This is a genomic window from Sphingopyxis sp. sgz302558 (assembly GCF_057220455.1).
Window position 1 is genome coordinate 643,854 of sequence record NZ_JBXPUZ010000001.1, and the last position, 19,447, is coordinate 663,300.

At 65.0% G+C, this 19,447-nt stretch carries 20 protein-coding genes, 1 tRNA gene and 1 pseudogene; 8 read left to right on the top strand and 14 right to left on the bottom strand.

What is annotated here, in order from left to right; translation table 11 throughout:
• Positions 1–6 precede the first annotated feature (6 nt).
• The 9 genes and pseudogenes from AC2TC0_RS03110 to purE form a co-directional block, all read right to left on the bottom strand.
• Positions 7–426, bottom strand: coding sequence for a DUF3035 domain-containing protein (locus AC2TC0_RS03110; protein WP_484716020.1), 420 nt, complete (start codon positions 424–426; stop codon positions 7–9).
• A 7-nt stretch (positions 427–433) separates the two neighbouring features.
• Positions 434–967: a signal peptidase II gene (gene lspA, locus AC2TC0_RS03115; RefSeq protein ID WP_484716021.1), complete on the bottom strand. Its 534-nt coding sequence runs from the start codon at positions 965–967 to the stop codon at positions 434–436.
• Between the two features lie 135 nt (positions 968–1,102).
• The gene (locus tag AC2TC0_RS03120) at positions 1,103–4,303 is read right to left on the bottom strand and encodes an isoleucine--tRNA ligase (RefSeq protein ID WP_484716022.1); all 3,201 of its coding nucleotides are present in this window, start codon (positions 4,301–4,303) and stop codon (positions 1,103–1,105) included.
• 126 nt (positions 4,304–4,429) lie between these two features.
• Positions 4,430–4,692: pseudogene (locus AC2TC0_RS03125) on the bottom strand (GIY-YIG nuclease family protein).
• 20 nt (positions 4,693–4,712) lie between these two features.
• Complete coding sequence (locus AC2TC0_RS03130) at positions 4,713–5,723, bottom strand: bifunctional riboflavin kinase/FAD synthetase (protein ID WP_484716023.1); 1,011 nt, start codon at positions 5,721–5,723, stop codon at positions 4,713–4,715.
• Positions 5,720–6,898, bottom strand: coding sequence for a dipeptidase (locus AC2TC0_RS03135; RefSeq protein ID WP_484716024.1), 1,179 nt, complete (start codon positions 6,896–6,898; stop codon positions 5,720–5,722). Before AC2TC0_RS03135 ends, AC2TC0_RS03130 begins: the two co-directional genes overlap by 4 nt.
• Complete coding sequence (locus AC2TC0_RS03140) at positions 6,895–7,392, bottom strand: dihydrofolate reductase (protein ID WP_484716025.1); 498 nt, start codon at positions 7,390–7,392, stop codon at positions 6,895–6,897. Before AC2TC0_RS03140 ends, AC2TC0_RS03135 begins: the two co-directional genes overlap by 4 nt.
• Positions 7,389–8,468, bottom strand: a complete 1,080-nt coding sequence (locus tag AC2TC0_RS03145) for a 5-(carboxyamino)imidazole ribonucleotide synthase (protein ID WP_484716471.1) — start codon at positions 8,466–8,468, stop codon at positions 7,389–7,391. Before AC2TC0_RS03145 ends, AC2TC0_RS03140 begins: the two co-directional genes overlap by 4 nt.
• Complete coding sequence (purE, locus tag AC2TC0_RS03150; protein WP_484716026.1) at positions 8,465–8,974, bottom strand: 5-(carboxyamino)imidazole ribonucleotide mutase; 510 nt, start codon at positions 8,972–8,974, stop codon at positions 8,465–8,467. The genes AC2TC0_RS03145 and purE overlap by 4 nt, the downstream gene beginning before the upstream one ends.
• 166 nt (positions 8,975–9,140) lie before the next feature.
• On the opposite strand from purE, the gene AC2TC0_RS03155 reads away from it, so the two are divergent.
• The 5 genes from AC2TC0_RS03155 to dapB all read left to right on the top strand — a co-directional run bounded on the left by AC2TC0_RS03155 (position 9,141) and on the right by dapB (position 12,102).
• Entirely contained in the window at positions 9,141–9,803 is a 663-nt protein-coding gene (locus AC2TC0_RS03155) for a GGDEF domain-containing protein (RefSeq protein ID WP_484716027.1), read from the top strand.
• A 77-nt stretch (positions 9,804–9,880) separates the two neighbouring features.
• Complete coding sequence (locus AC2TC0_RS03160; protein ID WP_484716028.1) at positions 9,881–10,213, top strand: hypothetical protein; 333 nt, start codon at positions 9,881–9,883, stop codon at positions 10,211–10,213.
• Between the two features lie 6 nt (positions 10,214–10,219).
• The gene (locus AC2TC0_RS03165; RefSeq protein ID WP_484716029.1) at positions 10,220–10,783 is read left to right on the top strand and encodes a hypothetical protein; all 564 of its coding nucleotides are present in this window, start codon (positions 10,220–10,222) and stop codon (positions 10,781–10,783) included.
• 91 nt (positions 10,784–10,874) lie between these two features.
• Entirely contained in the window at positions 10,875–11,333 is a 459-nt protein-coding gene (locus AC2TC0_RS03170; RefSeq protein ID WP_484716030.1) for a Dps family protein, read from the top strand.
• A gap of 40 nt (positions 11,334–11,373) precedes the next feature.
• A complete protein-coding gene (gene dapB / locus AC2TC0_RS03175; protein WP_484716031.1) occupies positions 11,374–12,102 on the top strand; it encodes a 4-hydroxy-tetrahydrodipicolinate reductase in 729 nt (242 codons plus the stop codon).
• 251 nt (positions 12,103–12,353) lie between these two features.
• Here dapB and AC2TC0_RS03180 read toward each other — a convergent pair whose 3' ends face one another.
• Both AC2TC0_RS03180 and AC2TC0_RS03185 read right to left on the bottom strand, forming a co-directional pair.
• Complete coding sequence (locus AC2TC0_RS03180) at positions 12,354–13,556, bottom strand: M20 metallopeptidase family protein (RefSeq protein ID WP_484716032.1); 1,203 nt, start codon at positions 13,554–13,556, stop codon at positions 12,354–12,356.
• Complete coding sequence (locus AC2TC0_RS03185; RefSeq protein ID WP_484716033.1) at positions 13,553–14,497, bottom strand: acyl-CoA desaturase; 945 nt, start codon at positions 14,495–14,497, stop codon at positions 13,553–13,555. The genes AC2TC0_RS03180 and AC2TC0_RS03185 overlap by 4 nt, the downstream gene beginning before the upstream one ends.
• 87 nt (positions 14,498–14,584) lie before the next feature.
• On the opposite strand from AC2TC0_RS03185, the gene AC2TC0_RS03190 reads away from it, so the two are divergent.
• Entirely contained in the window at positions 14,585–14,905 is a 321-nt protein-coding gene (locus AC2TC0_RS03190; protein WP_484716034.1) for a metalloregulator ArsR/SmtB family transcription factor, read from the top strand.
• On the opposite strand, the gene AC2TC0_RS03195 is transcribed toward AC2TC0_RS03190, so the two are convergent.
• Positions 14,902–16,077, bottom strand: coding sequence for an acyl-CoA dehydrogenase family protein (locus AC2TC0_RS03195; RefSeq protein WP_484716035.1), 1,176 nt, complete (start codon positions 16,075–16,077; stop codon positions 14,902–14,904). The genes AC2TC0_RS03190 and AC2TC0_RS03195 overlap by 4 nt on opposite strands.
• 60 nt (positions 16,078–16,137) lie before the next feature.
• On the opposite strand from AC2TC0_RS03195, the gene AC2TC0_RS03200 reads away from it, so the two are divergent.
• Positions 16,138–17,424, top strand: a complete 1,287-nt coding sequence (locus AC2TC0_RS03200; RefSeq protein WP_484716036.1) for a dipeptidase — start codon at positions 16,138–16,140, stop codon at positions 17,422–17,424.
• Positions 17,425–17,515: 91 nt separating this feature from the next.
• Here AC2TC0_RS03200 and AC2TC0_RS03205 read toward each other — a convergent pair whose 3' ends face one another.
• Both AC2TC0_RS03205 and AC2TC0_RS03210 read right to left on the bottom strand, forming a co-directional pair.
• Positions 17,516–17,929: a DoxX family protein gene (locus AC2TC0_RS03205; RefSeq protein WP_484716037.1), complete on the bottom strand. Its 414-nt coding sequence runs from the start codon at positions 17,927–17,929 to the stop codon at positions 17,516–17,518.
• A complete protein-coding gene (locus tag AC2TC0_RS03210) occupies positions 17,929–19,221 on the bottom strand; it encodes an FAD-dependent oxidoreductase (protein ID WP_484716038.1) in 1,293 nt (430 codons plus the stop codon). Before AC2TC0_RS03210 ends, AC2TC0_RS03205 begins: the two co-directional genes overlap by 1 nt.
• A gap of 152 nt (positions 19,222–19,373) precedes the next feature.
• Here AC2TC0_RS03210 and AC2TC0_RS03215 point away from each other — a divergent pair.
• Positions 19,374–19,447: transfer RNA gene (locus tag AC2TC0_RS03215), tRNA-Gln, on the top strand.

Here is a 19,447-nt window from a genome sequence, read left to right on the forward strand (position 1 = left end):
GCGGAGTTACCGCCCCGGGATCGCTGCCTGCGCGCTTTGGCCGTCGCCTTCGGGGGCGGCGAGGATGTCGCGGACGATCAGGCCCTTGTCGACGACTTGCACACCCGGATCGGCGACCTGGCTGCGGATGCCGGGGTCAGCGCGCGTTGCGCCGGCGGCGGCGACCACTTGCGCTTCGCTGGCGCTGCGCGCCGAGGGGCCACCGAACAGCGCGCGCAGCGTTTGCTCGGCGGTCGACTCGCTGCCCGGGCGCGCGGCGCCGGGGGCGGGCGGGGTGAGCGCGAAATCAGGCGGGACGACCAAAGGCGCCTGCCGCTGCACCGCCATTTCATCGGGGCGGTCGCGGTTGAACAGGCTGGTCGAGCCGCAGCCCGCCAAGGTGGCGGCGATCAACGTCGTGGCGGCAATTTTACGCTTGGCAGTCACGTGGCATTTACTCCTTGGCCGCGCTGGCCGGTTCGCCTTTGTCGACTTCACTATCTGACTTGTCGCTTAACAGCAATGCGCGCGCGACCAGCAGCAGCACGCCGATGGTGATGCACGCGTCGGCGACGTTGAAAATCAGGAAGGGGCGAAAATCGCCGAAATGCAGGTCGGCGAAATCGACGACATAGCCATAGCGCACCCGGTCAACGATATTGCCGAGCGCGCCGCCGAAGATGAGCGCGAGCGCGGCGACATCGCCCTTTGACCTTTCGCGCGTCATCCAGACGAGGACGGCAATCGCGACCGCCCCGGTCAGTGCAACCAGGCTCCAGCGCGTGGTGTCGTTGCATTTGGACAAGAGCGACAGCGCGATGCCGCAATTTTCCGCCCAGGTGAGGTCGAAAATCTCCACCACCGCAATGCTGCCGCGCCGTTCAAGCGTCAGCACATCGACGATGACGAATTTGGTCAGCTGGTCGAGGAAGAAAGCCAGCGCGGCGATGGACAAACCGGTCGACAGGTGGGGGGAGCGGGTGGTCATGGGGCAGCATTGGTCCTGATGATATCACCGTAGCCCTGAGCCTGTCGAAGGGCGTCCAGCGGGCTGGAGCAGTCGTCGCGGCCGGCGCATGAACGCGCCACGCCCTTCGACAAGCTCAGGGCTACGGTGTTGGGATTAGCCCAATACATCGGTGCAGCGATTGCACAAGGTGCCGTCCTCGGTCACTTCGGGCAGGTGACGCCAGCAGCGGCCGCATTTGTGGTGGGTGGTGCGGGTGATGGTGATGCGGTTGCTATGCTGCAGTCGTTCGACCGATGCCGTGATGAAAAGCTCTGCCAAATCCGGCGAAGAAAATTGTGTGGCAAGTTCGTCGCCGACTATAACCTCAGCTTCGAGGCTCGACCTGACGGTCTTCTCTCGCCGAAGTGGCTCGATAGCTTCGTTCACCTGCTCACGTAACGCACGCAGTTGATCCCACTTCTCGACCAATTCCGTTCCCCGGCGAAGGCCGGGGCCCATCTCCGGGTCTGTCGTCACGGCACCATCGGGTGATGGACCCCGGCTTTCGCCGGGGAACGGAGTTGGCAGCACCGGCCATTCCACCAAATGCACGCTTCCGCCATCGGGATAGCGCGTCCCCCACACTTCCTCGGCCGTAAACACCAGCACCGGGGCGGCGTAGCGGATGAGGGCGTGGAAGAGCGTATCGAGCACGGTGCGGTACGCGCGGCGCTTGGCGGTGCCCAGCGGCGCGGCGGGGCCGATGTCGCAATAGAGGCTGTCTTTGCGGATATCGAAATAGAAGGCCGAGAGGTCTTCGTTGCAGAAATCGCTGAGCGCGCGGGTGTAGCTGTTGAAGTCATAGCTTTCCGCCGCCTGCTTCAACGTCGCGTCGAGCTGCGCGAGCAGGTGGAGCATATAGCGCTCGAGCTCGGGCATATCGGCCACCGCGACGCGCTCATCCTCGCCAAAGCCATCGAGCGCGCCGAGCAGGTAGCGGAAGGTGTTGCGCAGCTTGCGATACTGGTCGCCGACGCCTTTCAGTATCTCATCGCCGATGCGGTGATCTTCGGTGAAATCGACGGAGAGCGCCCACAGGCGGATGATGTCGGCGCCATAGGTTTCCATGACCTTGTTGGGATCGACGGTGTTGCCCAAGGACTTCGACATTTTCATGCCCTTGGCATCCATGGTGAAGCCGTGGGTCAGGATCTGGTTGTACGGCGCGCGGCCGCGCGTGGCGCAGCTGTGCAGCAGGCTGGATTGGAACCAGCCGCGATGCTGGTCGGAGCCCTCGACATAGATATCGGCGGGCCAGCTCAAATCGGGCCAGCGCCCGCTGTCCAGCACATAGGCGTGGCTGGTGCCGCTATCGAACCACACGTCGAGGATGTCGGGCACGGCCTCCCAATCGTCAGCGTTGTACGCGTCGCCAAGGAAACTGTGCGCGGTTTCGGGGGTCCAGGCGTCGATGCCCTGCGCGCGCACCGCGGCGACGATGCGGGCGTTGACGGCTTCGTCGACCAGATAGTCGCCGCTTTGCTTGTTCACGAACAGCGTGATCGGCACGCCCCACGCGCGTTGGCGCGACAGCACCCAATCGGGGCGGCCTTCGACCATGCTGCCGATGCGGTTGCGGCCCTTGTCGGGGGTGAAGGCCACGCGCGCGATTTCGGCGAGGGCGATCTCCCTGAGTGTCCCCCTCCCGCTTGCGGGAGGGGTTAGGGGTGGGTGAGTCGGGTCGGGATTAGCTGTGGCGGCGACAGACAGGCCCACCCCCGGCCCCTCCCGCAAGCGGGAGGGGAGTTGCTTGTCCATCGGCACAAACCATTGCGGCGTGCAGCGATAGATGACCTTGGCTTTGGAGCGCCACGAGTGCGGATAGCTGTGCTGGTAATCGGCGCTCGCCGCGAGCAGCGCGCCTGCTTCGCGCAGGTCCGAGCAGATCGGGCCATCGGGGGCGTTGAATTTGGGGTTGATGACGCTGCCCTGCCCGCCGAGCCACGCCCAGTCGGCGCGATATTTGCCGTCGCCCTCGACCGCGAAGACGGGGTTCAGGCCGTGCGCCTTGCACAGGTCGAAATCATCCTCGCCATGGTCGGGCGACATATGGACGAGGCCCGTGCCGCTGTCGGTGGTGACAAAATCGCCGGGCAAGAAGGGGCGGGGGCGGAGAAAAAATTCGGCGAGCGGGGAGGCTGGGTTGAGGTTGGAACCCACACCCTCTGCTCCCCGGCGAAAGCCGGGGTCCAGCGCCGTATCCGCACCGTTTGCGTCAGGCTGCCCTGGGCTCCGGCTTTCGCCGGAGAACAGCTTGGCTAGCGGATGCCGCGCGATGGTTCCGGCGAGGTCTGAGCCCTTGAAGTTCCACTTTTGGAACAACTGAACTACAGTTGGTGTTGCGTCACATAGGTCAGACCAGTCGATTTGATCAGCCATGCGTTGAAGCCGAGCGATGAATGACGGCACGAGTGGTGCGGCGATCAACACCTTCTGACCGATTGGAATTCCGGCAAGCGCCATGCGTTCATCGGCGACAGAGCTAGTCTTGGCGTCACCACCTGGCTCAGCGAAAAGAGAAAAAAGGTGGTAATCCACCTCCGGCCCATAGGCGATCGCCTGGTTCACCGGGATCGTCCACGGCGTCGTGGTCCAGATCACCGCGTGCGCACCGACCAGTTCGGGGATGGGCGATTCCACAATCTCGAATGCCACGTCGATCTGGGTCGAGGTGATATCCTCATACTCAACCTCAGCCTCCGCCAAGGCAGTTTTTTCCACCGGCGACCACATCACCGGTTTGGCCCCACGATAAAGCTGGCCGTCGGCGGCGAGCTTCAAAAGCTCCGCGACAATCGTCGCCTCGCTTTCGGGCTGCATGGTGAGATAGGGGTGGTCCCAATCGGCCATGATGCCGAGGCGCTTTAGTTGGCTGCGCTGCACATCGACCCAATGCTGGGCATAGGCGCGGCATTCGGCGCGGAATTCGAGCAGGGGGATCTGGTCCTTGTCCTGCTTTTTCTTGCGATACTGCTCCTCGACCTTCCATTCGATCGGCAGGCCGTGGCAGTCCCAGCCGGGCACATATGGCGCGTCCTTGCCCAGCAGATTTTGCGTGCGGCAGACCATGTCCTTGATCGTGTGATTGAGCGCATGGCCGATGTGCATGTCGCCGTTCGCATAGGGCGGGCCGTCATGATACATGAACTTGGGCCGCCCGCGGCGGGCATCGCGCAGCTGGTCGTAAAGCTTTTCAGCCTCCCATTTTGCGGCAATCGCCGGTTCCTTCTGCGGCAGCCCGGCTTTCATCGGAAAGTCGGTGGTCGGCAGGAAGACGGTGTCGCGGTAATCGACGGGGGCTTTGGCTTCGGTCATGGTGCGCGGGCTTTAGGGGCAAAGCGCCGCTCTCTCAAGCGAAAGGCTTGGGTTGGGCGCTGGACCCCGGCTTTCGCCGGGGAGCAAGCATGTTAAGGTCGTTCCCCGACGAAAGCCGGGGCCCAGCTATGCCAGCGTGTCGAACAGATCATTCCATTCAGGGTTGAGCTTCTCAATCAGCTCCAGTTTCCATTTCCGCTGCCATTCCTTCATCTGCAATTCGCTTTTCGCGCTTCCTGAAGATCGTCAAACGCTTCAAACCAGACCAGCATTTTGCAGCCGTACCGCTTGGTGAAGCCAGAGATGACACCTTCGCGGTGTTGCCAGACGCGCTGGGGAAGGTCGCTGGTGCAGCCGATATATATCGTGCCGTTACGCTTGTTGGCCATGATGTAGATAAAGCCTTGTTTCATGACGCACCTTTGCCGCTGGACCCCGGCTTTCGCCGGGGAACGCCAGCCGACAAAATTGTTCCCCGGCGAAAGCCGGGGTCCATTGCACCAAGCACCGCCCGCGCCACATCACAGTCACTCGCCATTTGCGCGATGAGCGCGTCCAGATCGGCGAACTTCGCCTCGGGGCGGATGAAGGCGTGGAAGGCGACGTCGATTTCTTGGCCATAGAGGTCTTCGGCGAAATCGAAGAAATGCGGCTCGAGCAGCTCCTTGGGGGGCGTGAAGCTGGGGCGGATGCCAAGGTTGGCGGCGCCGTTCAGCACGCGGCCGTCGGGTAGATGCCCAGTGACGGCGTAAATGCCGTAGCGCGGGCGCAGATAGCTGCCCATGTCGATGTTGGCGGTGGGAAAGCCCAGCTTGCGGCCGTTCTTGTCGCCGTGCTGGACGGTCCCGCGCACGGTGAAGGGGCGGGTCAGCAGGCGCGTCGCGGTGGCGCAGTCGCCCTCGGCCAATGCGGCGCGGATGCGGCTGGATGACACCACTTCGTCATCGTCATCGACGGGTGCGACCATTTCGGTGAAAAAGCCGAGGCGGCGGGCGTGGTCGGCAAGCGTGACGACATTGCCGCCGCGTCCCTTGCCGAACACGAAATCCGCGCCGGTGACGACGCCCGCCGCACCATAGCGCGCGAGCAGCAGCTCGGTGATGAAATCCTCTGCGCTGGTCGCGGCGAGGGTGGCGTCGAACGGCAGCACGAGCATCGCATCGGCCCCGGCGGCGGCGAACAGCTCCTGCCGCTGGTCGAGCGTGGTCAGGCGAAAGGGCGGGGTGTCGGGCCTGAAATGGCGCACCGGGTGCGGGTCAAAGGTGGCGACAATCGCGGGGCGGCCTTCGTCCTGCGCGTGGCGCACGGCGCGGCCAACGACAGCCTGATGCCCTTTATGAAAACCATCGAAATTGCCGAGCGCAATGACCCCGCCGCGCAAGCGATCGGGGATGGCATGGTGGCCGTCGAGGCGTGTCACGGGGCCATGGCCATCGGCACGATCCCCGCGCCAATCAACCGCAGCGCATTTTCACCCATTACGCTGCGGATTTCGGCTTCGGTGAAGCCCGCATCGACCAGCGCCTGGGTGACCTGCACGAGGCCGTCGGTACCGAAGCGCACGGTGGTCGCGCCGTCATAATCGCTGCCGAGCGCGAGGTGCTGGATGCCGACGAGGTCGCGGACATGCTTCATCGCGCGCGCGATGCTGGCGGGCGACGTGTCGCACACCGCGCCGTCCCAATAGCCGATGGCGATGAGGCCCCCGTTGGCGGCGACGCGGCGGATCTGACCGTCATTGAGGTTGCGGTTGACCTTGCACGTCGCCTGCACGCCGCCGTGGCTCGAGACGACCGGGCGGCGCGCCATGGCGAGCACGTCGCTGACCCCCTGCGGCGACAGGTGGGCGATGTCGACGATCATGCCCAATTCTTCCATGCGGCGCACGACCTGCCGCCCGAAGGGGGTGAGCCCGCCCTTGACCTCGCCATGCATCGACCCGCCGAGTTCATTGTCGAAGAAATGGGTGAGCCCCGCCATGCGGAAACCGGCGGCGTGGAGCTTGTCGAGATTGGCGAGGCTGCCTTCGAGATTGTGGAGGCCTTCGATGCTGAGCATCGCGCCGATGGGCGGATTGGCGCCGCGCCGGGCGGTCGGCAGTGCGGCGATCTGCGCAGGCGTGTCGACGGCCAGCAGCGCGCCGCCCGACGCCGCGACGGCGCGGTCGCGCTTCGCCGCATGCCACAGCGAGCGTTCGAGCAGGCTGCCCCAGGTGCGCACCGGTTGCAGCTGGGCGATCACCAGCGGGGTGATATTGTCGCCGTCGGCGCTGTTGGCGTCGTAATTCTGGTTCGTCGGTGTCTTGGTGACGCTGGAGAAGATTTGCAGCGCAACATTGCCGTTTTGCAGGCGCGGCAGGTCCATATGCCCGCGCTGCGCGGGGTCGAGCAGGTCGCGCTGCCACATCAACGTGTCGCTGTGCAGATCGACGATCGTCAGGCTGGCATGGAGCTTCGCCACCTCGGGCCGGATCGCAGGCAGCGGCTTACCGTCGATGCGGTTCATTTGGCCTTCGACATAGCCGGGGGCAAAGCCGAAGAAGCCGGCGGCGGCGAGCGCGACGACGGCAAGCGGGATCCACACGCGCTTTTTCATTGGGCTCTCCGCAAATAGGTGACGAAGGCAAAGGCCGGGCGGCCCTTGTCATCGGCGTCATGTTCCTCGCGCGCCGCCTCTTCCCAATCGGCAGGGTCGGGCGCGTCGATGCGCGTGTCGCCATCCGGTTCCAGCGCGATCTCGGTCAGCTCGATGCGGTCGGCTATGGCAAGAAACAGCCGGTAAATTTCGGCCCCGCCGATCACCATCACATGCGGCGCATTGGCCAGGCGCAGCGCGTCGGCGACGCTGTGCGCGACCTCGGCCCCGTCGTCGGCCCAATTTTCGTCGCGGGTCAGCACGATGTGCCGCCGCCCTTCGAGGAGCGCGGGCAGGCTGTCAAAGGTCTTGCGCCCCATGATCATCGGGCGATCGGTGGTCAGTTGCTTGAAACGGCGCAGGTCGGCCGGGATGTGCCACGGCATTTTGCCATCGGCGCCGATGACGCCATTGGCCGCGCGGGCGAGCACCAGAGTGACTTCGGGGTGGTTCATTGCGGGTTGCACCCCACCCAGCTGACATGCCCCAGCTTGCGGCCTTCGCGCACCTCGGCCTTGCCATAATGGTGGACATGGGCGTGGGGGTCGGCGAGCAGGTCGCCGACGCGGTTGATGTCGGCGCCAATCAGGTTGTGCATCGTCACCGGCAAGGCGCGCGTCGCGGTGTCGCCCAGCGGCAGTCCCGCGACGGCGCGGATATGGTTTTCAAACTGCGATGTCACCGCGCCCTCGATGGTCCAATGCCCGCTGTTGTGCACGCGCGGGGCCATTTCGTTGAAGACCGGCCCTTCAGCGCTGGCAAAAAATTCGCAGGTCAGCACCCCGACATAGTCGAGCGCGGCGGCGATGCCGGCGGCGATGGCGCGCGCCGGTTGCTGTTGTTCCAGCACGATGGCGGGCGGCGGAAGCGCCGCGCTGGCGAGAATGCCATCGGCATGGACGTTGTGCGGACTGTCCCAACAGCGCACCTCGCCGTCGATCCCGCGCACGAGGATAACGGAAAATTCGCATTCAAAGGCGACAAACGCCTCGAGCACGGCGGGGTGTTTGCCGATGCTCGCCCACGCCGCGTCGGCGTCGGCGGGGGCCATGATCCGCGCCTGCCCCTTGCCATCATAGCCCATGCGCACCGTTTTGAGGATGGCGGGGGTGCCAAGGTCGGCGAGCGCACCGTCGAGCGCGGCGCGATCGGGCACGGCGGCGAAGCGCGCGGGATGCCCGCCCAGACCGGCAACGAAGCGTTTTTCGGCCAGCCGGTCCTGCGCGACTTCCAGCGCGTTGGCGCCGGGGCGCACGGCGACATGGCCCGACAAAAAATGCACCGTATCGACCGGCACATTTTCAAATTCATAGGTAACGGCGTCGCAGTCGGCGGCAAAGGCGGCAAGCCGCGGTTCATCGTCCCACGCCGCATGCGTGTGGCGCGCGGCCACATCGGCGGCGACGCTGTGCGCGTCAGGGGCATAGATGTGGGTGCGATAACCGAGCTGCGCTGCGGCGAGCGCCAGCATGCGGCCGAGCTGGCCGCCGCCCAATATGCCAATCGTCGCACCCGGGGCCAGCACGGTCAGGCGTGCCCTCCGGTATCATCGGCGGGGGTGGCGGCGACGCCAGCGGACTGACGCGCGCGCCATGCGTCAAGCTTTTGGGCAAGCGCCGCATCTTCATTGGCGAGCATCGCGGCGGCGAAGAGCGCTGCATTGATCGCGCCCGCTTTGCCAATCGCAAAGGTCGCCACCGGCACGCCGCCGGGCATCTGGACGATGCTGAGCAGGCTGTCCATGCCGCTCAGGGCCGCCGACTGCACCGGCACGCCCAGCACCGGCACGCGCGTCATCGCCGCCACCATGCCGGGCAGATGCGCCGCGCCGCCCGCGCCGGCGATGATCGCCTTCAGGCCGCGCGCCGCTGCGCCCTTGGCATAATCCGCCATTCGGTCGGGGGTGCGGTGCGCCGACACGATTTGCACCGCGTGCGCAATCCCGAATTCGACGAGTATTTCGGCGGCGTGCGCCATGGTCGCCCAGTCGGACTGGCTGCCCATGATGATGCCCACTTGCGGCGAAGCTGTTGCCATCTCTCGTCGCGCCCCTGTTGCTGCTCCGTGTCGCCTCTAACCCGTCCGCCGCGCAGGGGAAACAGCAAATCGGGCGTTTACGGCTTGGTATCGCTTTGGCGCTAGGGAACAAGTTGGACAAACCGGGGTTGCGGACCAGAAGCGCGGCTACGGAAAATGCCCGGAGATGACGGGCGAGCGGATGGAACGGCGCATGGATGGCATTGCAGCAAGGGCGGTCGACACAGCGATGCTGGGCGAAATTGCCTCCGACCCGCGCGACGAACGCATCCGCGAACTGCGCCGCGAGCTTGACGCGCTGCGCCGTGAAAACCGCATATTGAAAATTTCGGTCGCCGAGCTGGAGCGGGTGTCTGAACGCGATACGCTGACGCCGCTCTATAACCGACGTTATTTCATCACGGCCTTGCACCAGCGTATTGCGCGGGTGGCGCGCGATAATATCTGTGCGACGCTCGTCTATGTCGACGTCAATCAATTGAAAGCGATCAACGACGAATATGGCCATGCGGCCGGGGATTTTGCACTGATCGAGATTGCCAGCCGGCTGGCGGGCGCGATCCGTGGTAGCGACATCGCTGCGCGGATTGGCGGCGATGAATTCGGGCTGCTGCTCGACCATATGACCGCCGACGACGCCAAGGCACAGATAGCACGCTTCGCCCATCTGCTCAGCGACGTGCCGACCGAGTTTGAGGGGCGCACCATTCCGCTGTCCGCCTGTTTCGGCATTGCCACACTCGAAGGCGATATGAACGAGACCGACGTGCTCGCCGCCGCCGACCGCGATATGTACCGGGCGAAAGCCGCCGAGCGCCGCGCGGCGTGACGTGCTCGCTTACGCCGGGGAACATGCAGCATTCGCCCGATAACCCGGGCTTAACCATATGCGCGCATGCTGGCGCGATGAACCAAGCCGTGCACGACTTTCCCAGCGCCGCACAGCGCCAATTGGGCGAGGCCATCGCCGTGCTTGCCGGGGCAGCGCAGCATTGCCCGCTGGGCCAGCTGGTGCGCACGGTCGACGCGATCCGCGCCGAGGCGCGGCGCGAAGGGCTGGCGCAGGTGGCGATGCTGGCTGGGCAGCTGGAATCGGCGATTGCGGCGCGCGGGCGCAGCGCGGTGATCCTGACCTATCTTGACGCCATGGCGGCAGCTCTAGCGCAGCCGGGCGACATCGACGCTGCGGCGGCGGATGAGGCCTGGGCGGCGCTGGTCGCCGTGCGCTTTACCAACTAAACGTCAATGGACGCGATCATGACGGTGCTGGCGGCGGTGCTGCTGGCCAACGCCGATGGGCGTAGCGCGCAGCTGTTGCAAACATTGATTGCGGGGCGACCGGATCAGCGGCGCGTGGTTGCCATTTTTTTCGCCTGCTTTGTCTTGCTCGCCGTCGTTTCGGTTGGTGGTGCGCTGATTGCCGCCTACACCCTCGGGCTTGGCGTCCTCAATCTGTTCGCGGCAATGGCGCTGGGCTCGGCGGCGGGAGCGCTGCTGTGGACCGGGCGGCCGCCCCATGATGCAACGGCGCTTGCCGACGCTTCGTCCTTGGGGCTTGCCCTTCGCCTGGGCCTGATTCAGCTGGGCGATCGCAACCAGTTTCTGATATTTGCGCTGGGTCCGCTGTCGGGGGCCGTGCCGTGGGCCATGGCGGGCGGACTGATCGGCCTGTTGCTGGCGATGCTGCCGGTGCTGGCGCTGGGGCCGGCGCTGCTGGAACGCCGGGGCGCAAAATGGGTGCGCTGGGGGGCGGCGGCCGTGCTGCTGCTATGGGCAGCGACGCTGCTGCGCCGCGCTTTCGGGGTGTAATCGTCCCGTCCGATCAGGCTGACAATAGCGATGCTGGCCCTTTGGACGCTCAGATGTGTTACAAGCGGGCAGAGCATCGAGGAGAATCGTGATGAGCCCCACCGACAACAGCCGCGCCGCAGTCGCTGATCTGCTCAACGGCCTGCTGGCCAACGCCTTTGCGCTTTACCTCAAAACCAAGAATTTCCACTGGCACGTCACGGGGCCGCAGTTCCGCGACCTGCATTTGTTGTTCGACGAACAGGCGACACAGATTTTCGCCATCACCGATTTGGTCGCCGAGCGCGCGCGCAAGCTGGGGTCGCCTGCGCTGACCTCGATCGGCGCGATTGCGGCGCGCCAGACCATCACCGATCAGGATGATGCGGGCCTCGCCCCGCAGGCGATGGTGAAGGAACTGGCCGCCGACAACGGGCGATTGGTCGAGCAGCTGAAAGCGTTGAAGGAGGCCGCTGATGCGGCGAGCGATGTTGCCACCAGCGCGCTGGTCGACGGCTGGGTCGATGAAGCCGAGCAGCGGATCTGGTTCCTGAAAGCGACGGCGGAATAGCGCACTCGACTTTGGTCCCTCGCGCGTTATGGCTGCGGCCATGGCAGCGATTGGAATCATTGGCAGCAAGGGACGCATGGGCGCGGCGCTGGGCGCGGCGATTGCCGAAGCCGGGCATAGCCTTGCGGGCGGCGTCGACCGCGATGACGACATCGCGGCGCTGGCGGCGGCGAGCGATGTGCTGGTTGATTTTTCGGCGCCGCAAGCACTCGAGGCCAATCTGGATGCTGCGCTCGGCGCGGGGGTGCCGATTCTGATCGGCACGACAGGCCTTGAAGAGCGCCACCATTATCTGATTGACGATGCCGCGCGCGATATTGCCGTGCTGCAGACGGGCAACACCTCGCTGGGGGTGACTTTGCTGGCGCATCTGGTGCGCGAGGCGGCGGCGCGGCTGGGGCCCGACTGGGACATCGAGATTGCCGAAATGCACCATCGGATGAAGGTCGATGCGCCAAGCGGCACTGCGCTGCTGCTGGGGCAGGCGGCGGCGGACGCGCGCGGGATTGATCTGGCGGCGACCAGCGAGCGTGGGCGCGATGGGGTAACGGGCGCGCGGGCCGAGGGGGCGATCGGCTTTGCCAGCTTGCGCGGCGGCACGGTGGCGGGCGATCACAGCGTGATTTTTGCAGGCACCGACGAGGTCATCACGCTGGCGCACCGCGCCGAGAATCGCAGCATTTTCGCGCGCGGCGCGGTGCGCGCGGCGGCGTGGCTGCTGGATCAGCCGCCGGGACGGTACAATATGGGCGATGTGCTGGGGGTTTGAGTGCGGCAGCGTGATACCGAGACGTCGCCGTCCGCAATTTGTTTCACGCAGAGGGCGCAGAGTTTCGCAGAGGCCGCAGAGATTATGGGTGTGGCCGTCAGGCCGCTTTCGCTTTCAAGGCTGCGTGAGGCACGTGTTTTGGATAGAAAGCCGCTTGGCGGCATAAACAACTTCTCCGCGCCCTCTGCGAAACTCTGCGTCCTCTGCGTGAACCCCGTCCCAGCCCGCTGCCTACCACAATACCGGATTCTTCAACTGCCAAACCCTTCGTTCAAAAACCTTTCCGCCAGCGCCGCGTGCAAGGCCGCGCCGCGCGCCATCACGCTGTCATCCATCACCATATGGTTCGAATGCAGCCCGCAGCACGCCCGCCAGTCGCTGCCTTGATGGCTCGCACCCAGCCACAGCATCGCGCCGGGCACTTTTTCGAGCACATAGGCGAAATCTTCGGCGCCCATCACCGGATGCTCCATCGCGCGCCACCCCGCCTCGCCAAACTGGTCGATCACCACATTCTCGGCAAAGGCGGCGGCGCGTGCGTCGTTGATGGTAACAGGGAAGCCCTCGACAATCTCGACCTCGGCGGTGCAGCCATGCGCGGCGGCGATGGCGGGGGCGAGCGTGTTGAGCTCGTCCGCCACCATGGCGCGGCGCTTGGGGCTCAAGGTGCGGATGGTGCCGTGCAGCTCGGCGCTTTCGGGGATGATATTGTTGGTTGTCCCCGCCTGGATGCGCGCGATGGTGACGACGGCGGGGTCGAACACGTTGATGCGGCGCGTGACCATCGTCTGGATGCCCTGCACAATGGCGCAGGCGACCGGAATGGGATCGACCGCATCGTGCGGCATCGAGGCGTGCCCGCCCGCGCCCTTGACCGTGATGGTCAGCACATCGGACGAGGCGAGCAGCGGCCCGGGCTTGGTCGAAAACACCCCGTGCGGCGCGTTGGGCATGATGTGCAGCGCAAAGGCCGCATCGGGCAGCGGGTCGATCAGGCCGTCATCCAGCATGAAGCGCGCGCCGTGATGCCCCTCCTCGCCCGGCTGGAACATGAACATGACCGTTCCCGCCAACCGGTCGCGCGCATCGCACAGCAATTTCGCCGCACCGACCAGCATCGCGACATGGCTGTCGTGCCCGCACGCGTGCATGACGCCGGGGGTGGTGCTGGCGTAGTCGAGATTGGTGTCCTCGGTCAGCGGCAGGGCATCCATGTCGCCGCGAAGGAGGACGGTGCGGCCGTTCGCTGGACCTTTCAGGATGCCGATCAGGCCCGTGGTCGAAGGCCCTTGCCGCCATTCAATGGGCAACCCGTCCAGCGCGGCGAGGATCTTGTCGCGGGTCAGCGGATTGTGCAGCCCCATCTCCGGCTCGCGGTGGATCGCGCGGCGGAGCGAGACGAGATCGGGGAGGATCGCCTCGGCGGCGGCGGGGAAGGGGGTGTGTGCGTTCATTGCGCCAGCAAAGCAGACACTCGCTGTTCGGGCAAGCCTGCCAGGGAGAGCCCGGCACGCTCGCCAAGAGTTTCCGGCGTTTGCACGTCCCAGACCAGTCCGGCCCGCTCAAGTAGGCGGATGACGCGATACCCCCAGTCGCTCTGACCGGGATAAAGCCCGATCCGCGCCGAACCGGGATAGGCGTGATGATTATTGTGCCACGCCTCACCCATGGTCGGGATCGCGGCCCAAGGGACATCATAGGCTTGAATACCGCTGGCCTCGACAATCCAGCGCTGCGGCCCACGATTGTGGGCGAGGTGGCCGACCAGCCAGTGGCCGTGGTTCGCGATCGCAACGCGCGCTGCCACGCCCCACACCACGCATGCCCAGCCACCAAGGGCATAGAAGAGCAACGCGATCGGGAGCTGTTGCCAGCGCCATGTTCGCTCCAACCAGCTGTAAAAGGGATCGGCGTCGAGTTCGGCAAAGTCGAAACGGGGCGGCCGCGCTAGATCGAGGCGGCAATAGACTTGCCACCAGGCATCGCACAGTGGATTGGTCTGGTGCGCCAGAAAGGGATGGCAATCGGCCTCGCGCTGCGCCCAATCGCGCGTGTCGTGCGCGCGGACAATGCCATATGGTCCCGACATACCCACCAGCGCGCCGCACCAGACAAGCGTTCGGCGCAGGCCACGGCTGGTTTGAAAACTGCCATGGATCAGCAGACGGTGATAACCGATGCTGTGGCCAAGCAGCAGCACCAGTCCCGTCGTGATGAAAAACAGAGCCAATGCAGAAGGCGTTGCGACCATCGGGCCGATGACCAGCGCGATCGCCGCCATCCCGCCATTCCAGATTAGATTGGCAGGATCGATGCGGACAATGCCCTCGCGCGGGTTGCCGCTGCCATCGTCGATTATGAAATTCACCGCGTGCGGGTCAGCCGGATTGCGCATGTCCATCCCCCTTATTTCTATAAATAAGTAATTACTTAAATTTCTATGTTCTTGTCAAGTCGCGCTTGAAGCGCCATTTGTGCGGTTATGGAGCGGGTTTTTCAGGCACTGGCATCGACGCCGCGGCGCAAGATATTGGCGTATCTGGCGCATGCGGAGCTGAGCGCGGGCGACATTGCAGCGCGTTTCGAGATGAGCAAACCGGCGGTTTCGCAGCATTTGTCGGTGCTGGAAAATGCAGGGCTGGTGGTGAGCGAGAAGCGTGGGCAGTTCGTCTTTTACCGGCTGGTGCCCGAAGCGCTGACCAATGTGCTCAACGGCTATGTGCAACAGGTGTGCCCGGTATCGCGGCCACTGAAGCGCGAATCACGCGCGATTGCGAAGCTGTCTGACAGCGCAGCGGACTAACGCCCGCCCCCGAACAACTGCCGCCCGGCCAGATCGAGCATGATCTCTTCGCTGCCTCCTCCAATCGCGTTCACGCGGACTTCGCGGTAGATGCGTTCGACTTTGCTGCCGGTGATGTAGCTCGCGCCGCCCAAGATTTGCGCGGCTTCGCGCGCGACGGCTTCGAGCATGCGAGTCGCTTGCACCTTGAGCATGGCGAAGTCGGCGGGGCGGTCTTTGCCTTCCTTGACTTGCCAGGCGCACAGATCGACCCAGGCCTGCGTCGCGTCGATCTGGCGCGCCATGTCAGCGAGTTTGATCCGGATCGACTGGTGGCCGACCAGCGGCTTGCCGAAGGTGACGCGGTTCTGCGCCCATTCGGCGGCTTCGGCGAATGCGACGCGGGCATAGGCGCAGCAGCCCATTGCCATGCCCAGCCGCTCGCCATTGAAATTGCGCATGATGCCAATGAAGCCGCCATTTTCGGGTCCGATCAGATTGGTGGCGGGGACGCGGACGTCGCTGAAATGGATCGCCGCGGTGTCGCTGCAGCGCCAGCCCATTTTGTCGAGCCGGGTGCGTTCGACGCCAGGTGCGGTCATGTCGATCAGCAGCAGCGAAATGCCGCCCGCGCCCGGACCGCCGGTGCGTACGGCGGTGGTCAGCCAGTCGGCGCGCATGCCTGACGTGATGAACATCTTGCCGCCGTTGACGACATAATCCGCGCCATCCTTTGCGGCGGTGGTTTTGAGGTTGGCGACATCGCTTCCGCCGCCCGCCTCGGTAATGCCGAGCGCGATGATCTTGTCACCGCTCAGTACCGGCGGGGCGACGCGCTGCTTCAACTCATCCGAGCCGAGCGCAAGGATGGGGGGCAGGCCAATACCGTGCGTCATCAGGCTGGCGGAAAGGCCGCCTGCACCGACGGCGGCGAGTTCTTCGGTCACCACCAGCCCGTGGAAGGCGTCAAAACCCTCGCTGTGCCCGCCATATTGCTCGGGGTAGCGCAGGCCGAGAATACCGGCAGCGGCAGCTTTTTTGTGAAGCTCGCGCGGTAGTTCGCCCTCTGCCTCCCAGCGATCGATATGCGGGGCGATTTCCTGCGCGACGAAGCGGCGCACCGACTGCGCCAAAGCCTCATGCGTTTCATCATAATAGGGTGAGCGCGCGCGCCAGTCGTCGAAATGGGTCATGGTGCAAAGGCTGGGCGGGATGGGGCTTGCCGTCAAGCCACTGCCAGCTATGACAGCGGCATGACCAAATACGCCCTGCTCAGCGGCCTCGCCGCGCTCGCCCTGATGTCCACCCCCGCCTGTGCGCAAGGCAGCAAGTCGGCACCGAAAACGCCCGAAGCCGTCGCCGAGGCGGCGCTCAAGGCCGCGCCGGTGTTCGATGGGCATAATGATGTCCCCTGGGCGCTGCGCCAGCGGGTCGGCAATGTCATCAACGACTTTGATTTTGTCGACACCACCGACACTGCCGATGCCAGCCGCACCCCGCCGCGCATTGCGATGCATACCGATTTGCAGCGATTGCGGCGCGGCCGCGTCGGCGCGCAATTCTGGTCGGTTTATGTGCCGTCGAACGCCAATGAGCAAATTGCGGTGCAGCAGACGATCGAGCAGATCGACGTGATGAAGCGGCTGATTGCGCGCTATCCCGCCGATCTGGGTTTCGCCGAAAACAGCAGCGAGCTTGCCGCGCAGATGAAGGCGGGCAAGGTTGCGGGCATGCTGGGCATCGAGGGCGGACAGAGCATCGGCTCGTCGCTCGCGGTGCTGCGCGAAATGCACGGCATGGGTGTGCGCTATATGACGCTGACGCACAGCAAGAATGTGCCCTGGGCCGATTCGGCGACCGACGCGCCGCAGTATGGCGGGCTCACCGATTTCGGGCGGCAGGTGGTCGCCGAGATGAACCGCATCGGCATGATCGTGGACTTGAGCCACGTCAGCGAGGAGACAATGTTCGACGCGCTGGCGGCGAGCAAGGCCCCGGTGATGTTCAGCCATTCGGGGGTGCGCGCGGTCAACGACCATCCGCGCAATGTGCCCGACAGCGTGCTGCCTGCGGTGAAAGCCAATGGCGGCATTGTGATGGTGGTATTCCTGCCCGCTTTCCTTGACCCCACGGTGCGCGAGCATGGGCTGAAACGCACCGCCGAGGATGCGCGTTTGAAAGCGCAATATTCGGGCGATCCCAAGGCGGCAGCGGCGGGGCTGGTGGCGTGGGATCAGGCCAACCCGCCGCCGCGCGCGCTGGTGGGCAAGGTGGCCGACCATATTGACCATTTGAAGCGCCAGATCGGCATCGACCATATCGGCCTGGGCGGCGATTATGACGGGATGGATTCGGCGCCGCTGGGGATGGACGATGTCGCGGGTTATCCCGTGCTGTTCGCCGAACTGGCGCGGCGTGGCTATAGCCAAGCCGAGCTGGAGAAGATCGCCAGCGGCAATATGCTGCGCGTGCTGAGGGCGGTGGAGGCTTATGCGGCGAGCCAAAAGGGCCAGCCGCCGGTTGAAGCGGCGGTGAAGTAAGCCGCCCTATCCCACAACCCCGTCGTCCTGAGCTTGTCGAAGGACCGTCCTTGCTTTCTTAGCTAAAGAAAAGGGCAGCCCTTCGACAAGCTCAGGGCAAGCGGGGTTTGGTTGAACCGAACGGCCATTCGGTCACCTCGCCCACCCACAGCGCGAGCCAGATGATCAGCGGCTGCGCGATCAGGCGCGGGCCGTGGTAGGACCAGTCGAGATCGGTACCGCTGATAGCGATGTCGTTGAAGGCGTGGTTGAAATTGGCGGGCCAGACGCACAGCGCATAGAGCGCGAGGCCGATGCCGGCCCAGCGGCGGACGGGTTTCCACAGCAAGCCGACCGCACCGGCGATTTCGGCAACGCCGGTGAGTGCAACCACCAGTTCGGGCTGCGGCACCCAGGCGGGAGTGATCGCCAGAAAGCCTTCGGGACGGTCCAAATGCGCCCATCCCGCGACGGCATAGAAAAGTGCAAGCAGCCAGCGCAGGACCGTGCGGACCCGCGCGCGCATCACCCGCGCGCCGCCGCCAGCATCGCCTCGACCGACACGAATTTTTCACGCGGGTTGCCGTCGAGCGCGCCCGCAATCTCGGCCGCGTCAATCTTGCGCCAGTCGCGGAAGGTGACGGGGGTGACGCCGCGCGCGGCGAGCAGCGCGTCCAACCCGGGCCGCCCGGCCTTGCCCGTGCCGTGCCCCACGTCTTCCAGCACCATTTCGGCAATGCGCGCGCCGTCGGGCTTGTTGGTGCCGATCGTGCCGCTCGGCCCGCGCCGCGCCCAGCCGACGCAGTAAAGCCCCGGCAAAATGCGTCCCTCGTCATTCGCAAAACGGCCGCGGCCATGCTCGTATGGCACGCCCGGGATCGGCGGGGTCTGATAGCCGATACAGGCGATCACCAGCCCGGCATCGATGGCGTAGCGCTCGCCGGTGGGGACCGAGCGCAAATCGGCGTCGAGCATGGTGCGTTCAACGATCACCCGCTGGACTCTCCCATCCCCCTCGATCGCGACTGGCATGGCGAAGAAGTCAAATTCGATCGTCACCGGCCGCGCGACCGGATTGGCGGCAAAGGCGCGCAAATGCGTCACCGATTTGCGCATGCCGGGCTCGAGCAGTGCATCGTCACCCACATCGGGCAGATCGGCAGGGTCGACGCGAGGGCTTGCGCGCTCGAGATGGCCAAGTTCACCCAGTTCCTTGGGCGTCATCGCAATCTGGTGCGGGCCGCGCCGCCCGAGGATATGGATGCGCTGCACGGCGCTGCTGGCCAGCGCGGTGCGCGCGTGCGCGACAATATCGCTGCCCACCAATTCGGCGGGCGTCTTGGCGAGGATGCGCGCAACATCGAGCGCGACATTGCCGTTGCCAACGACCACCACACCGCGCGCATCAAGCGGCGGATCAAGATCCGCAAAATCGGGGTGACCATTGTACCAGCCGACAAAGGCCGCACTGCCGATGACGCCCGCCAGATCCGCGCCAGCAATGCCAAGCGGGCGGTCGTCGGGCGCGCCGGTGGCGAGGACAACGGCGTCATAGAGCTGCGCGAGTTCGTCGATGCTGACGTTGGTCCCGACCGCAACATGGCCGACGAAGCGGACGTTGTCGGTCAGCGCGACGCTTTCGTAGCGTTTGCTGACCGCCTTGATCGACTGGTGATCGGGCGCGACCCCGGTGCGGATCAGGCCAAAGGGCACGGGCAACCGGTCGATAACATCGATGGCGATGTCGCCCGCCTTTTGCAGTGCCTCGGCGGTATAATAGCCCGCCGGTCCCGAACCAATGATGGCGATATGACGCATCGAAACTGGCCTCCCCGCCAATCCGGAACTGTCACGCTCCTGACGCGGTTGATGCTAGCGCGGAAATGCGGCTGAGCAAGCGGCTTGCGCGGTGCGCAATGCGGTGCATGGGTTGACACAGCGGACCGCCAACCCTAGTTGCGCCCCCCGATTGCCCCGTCGTCTAATGGTAAGACTACGGATTCTGATTCCGTCTATTGAGGTTCGAATCCTCACGGGGCATCCA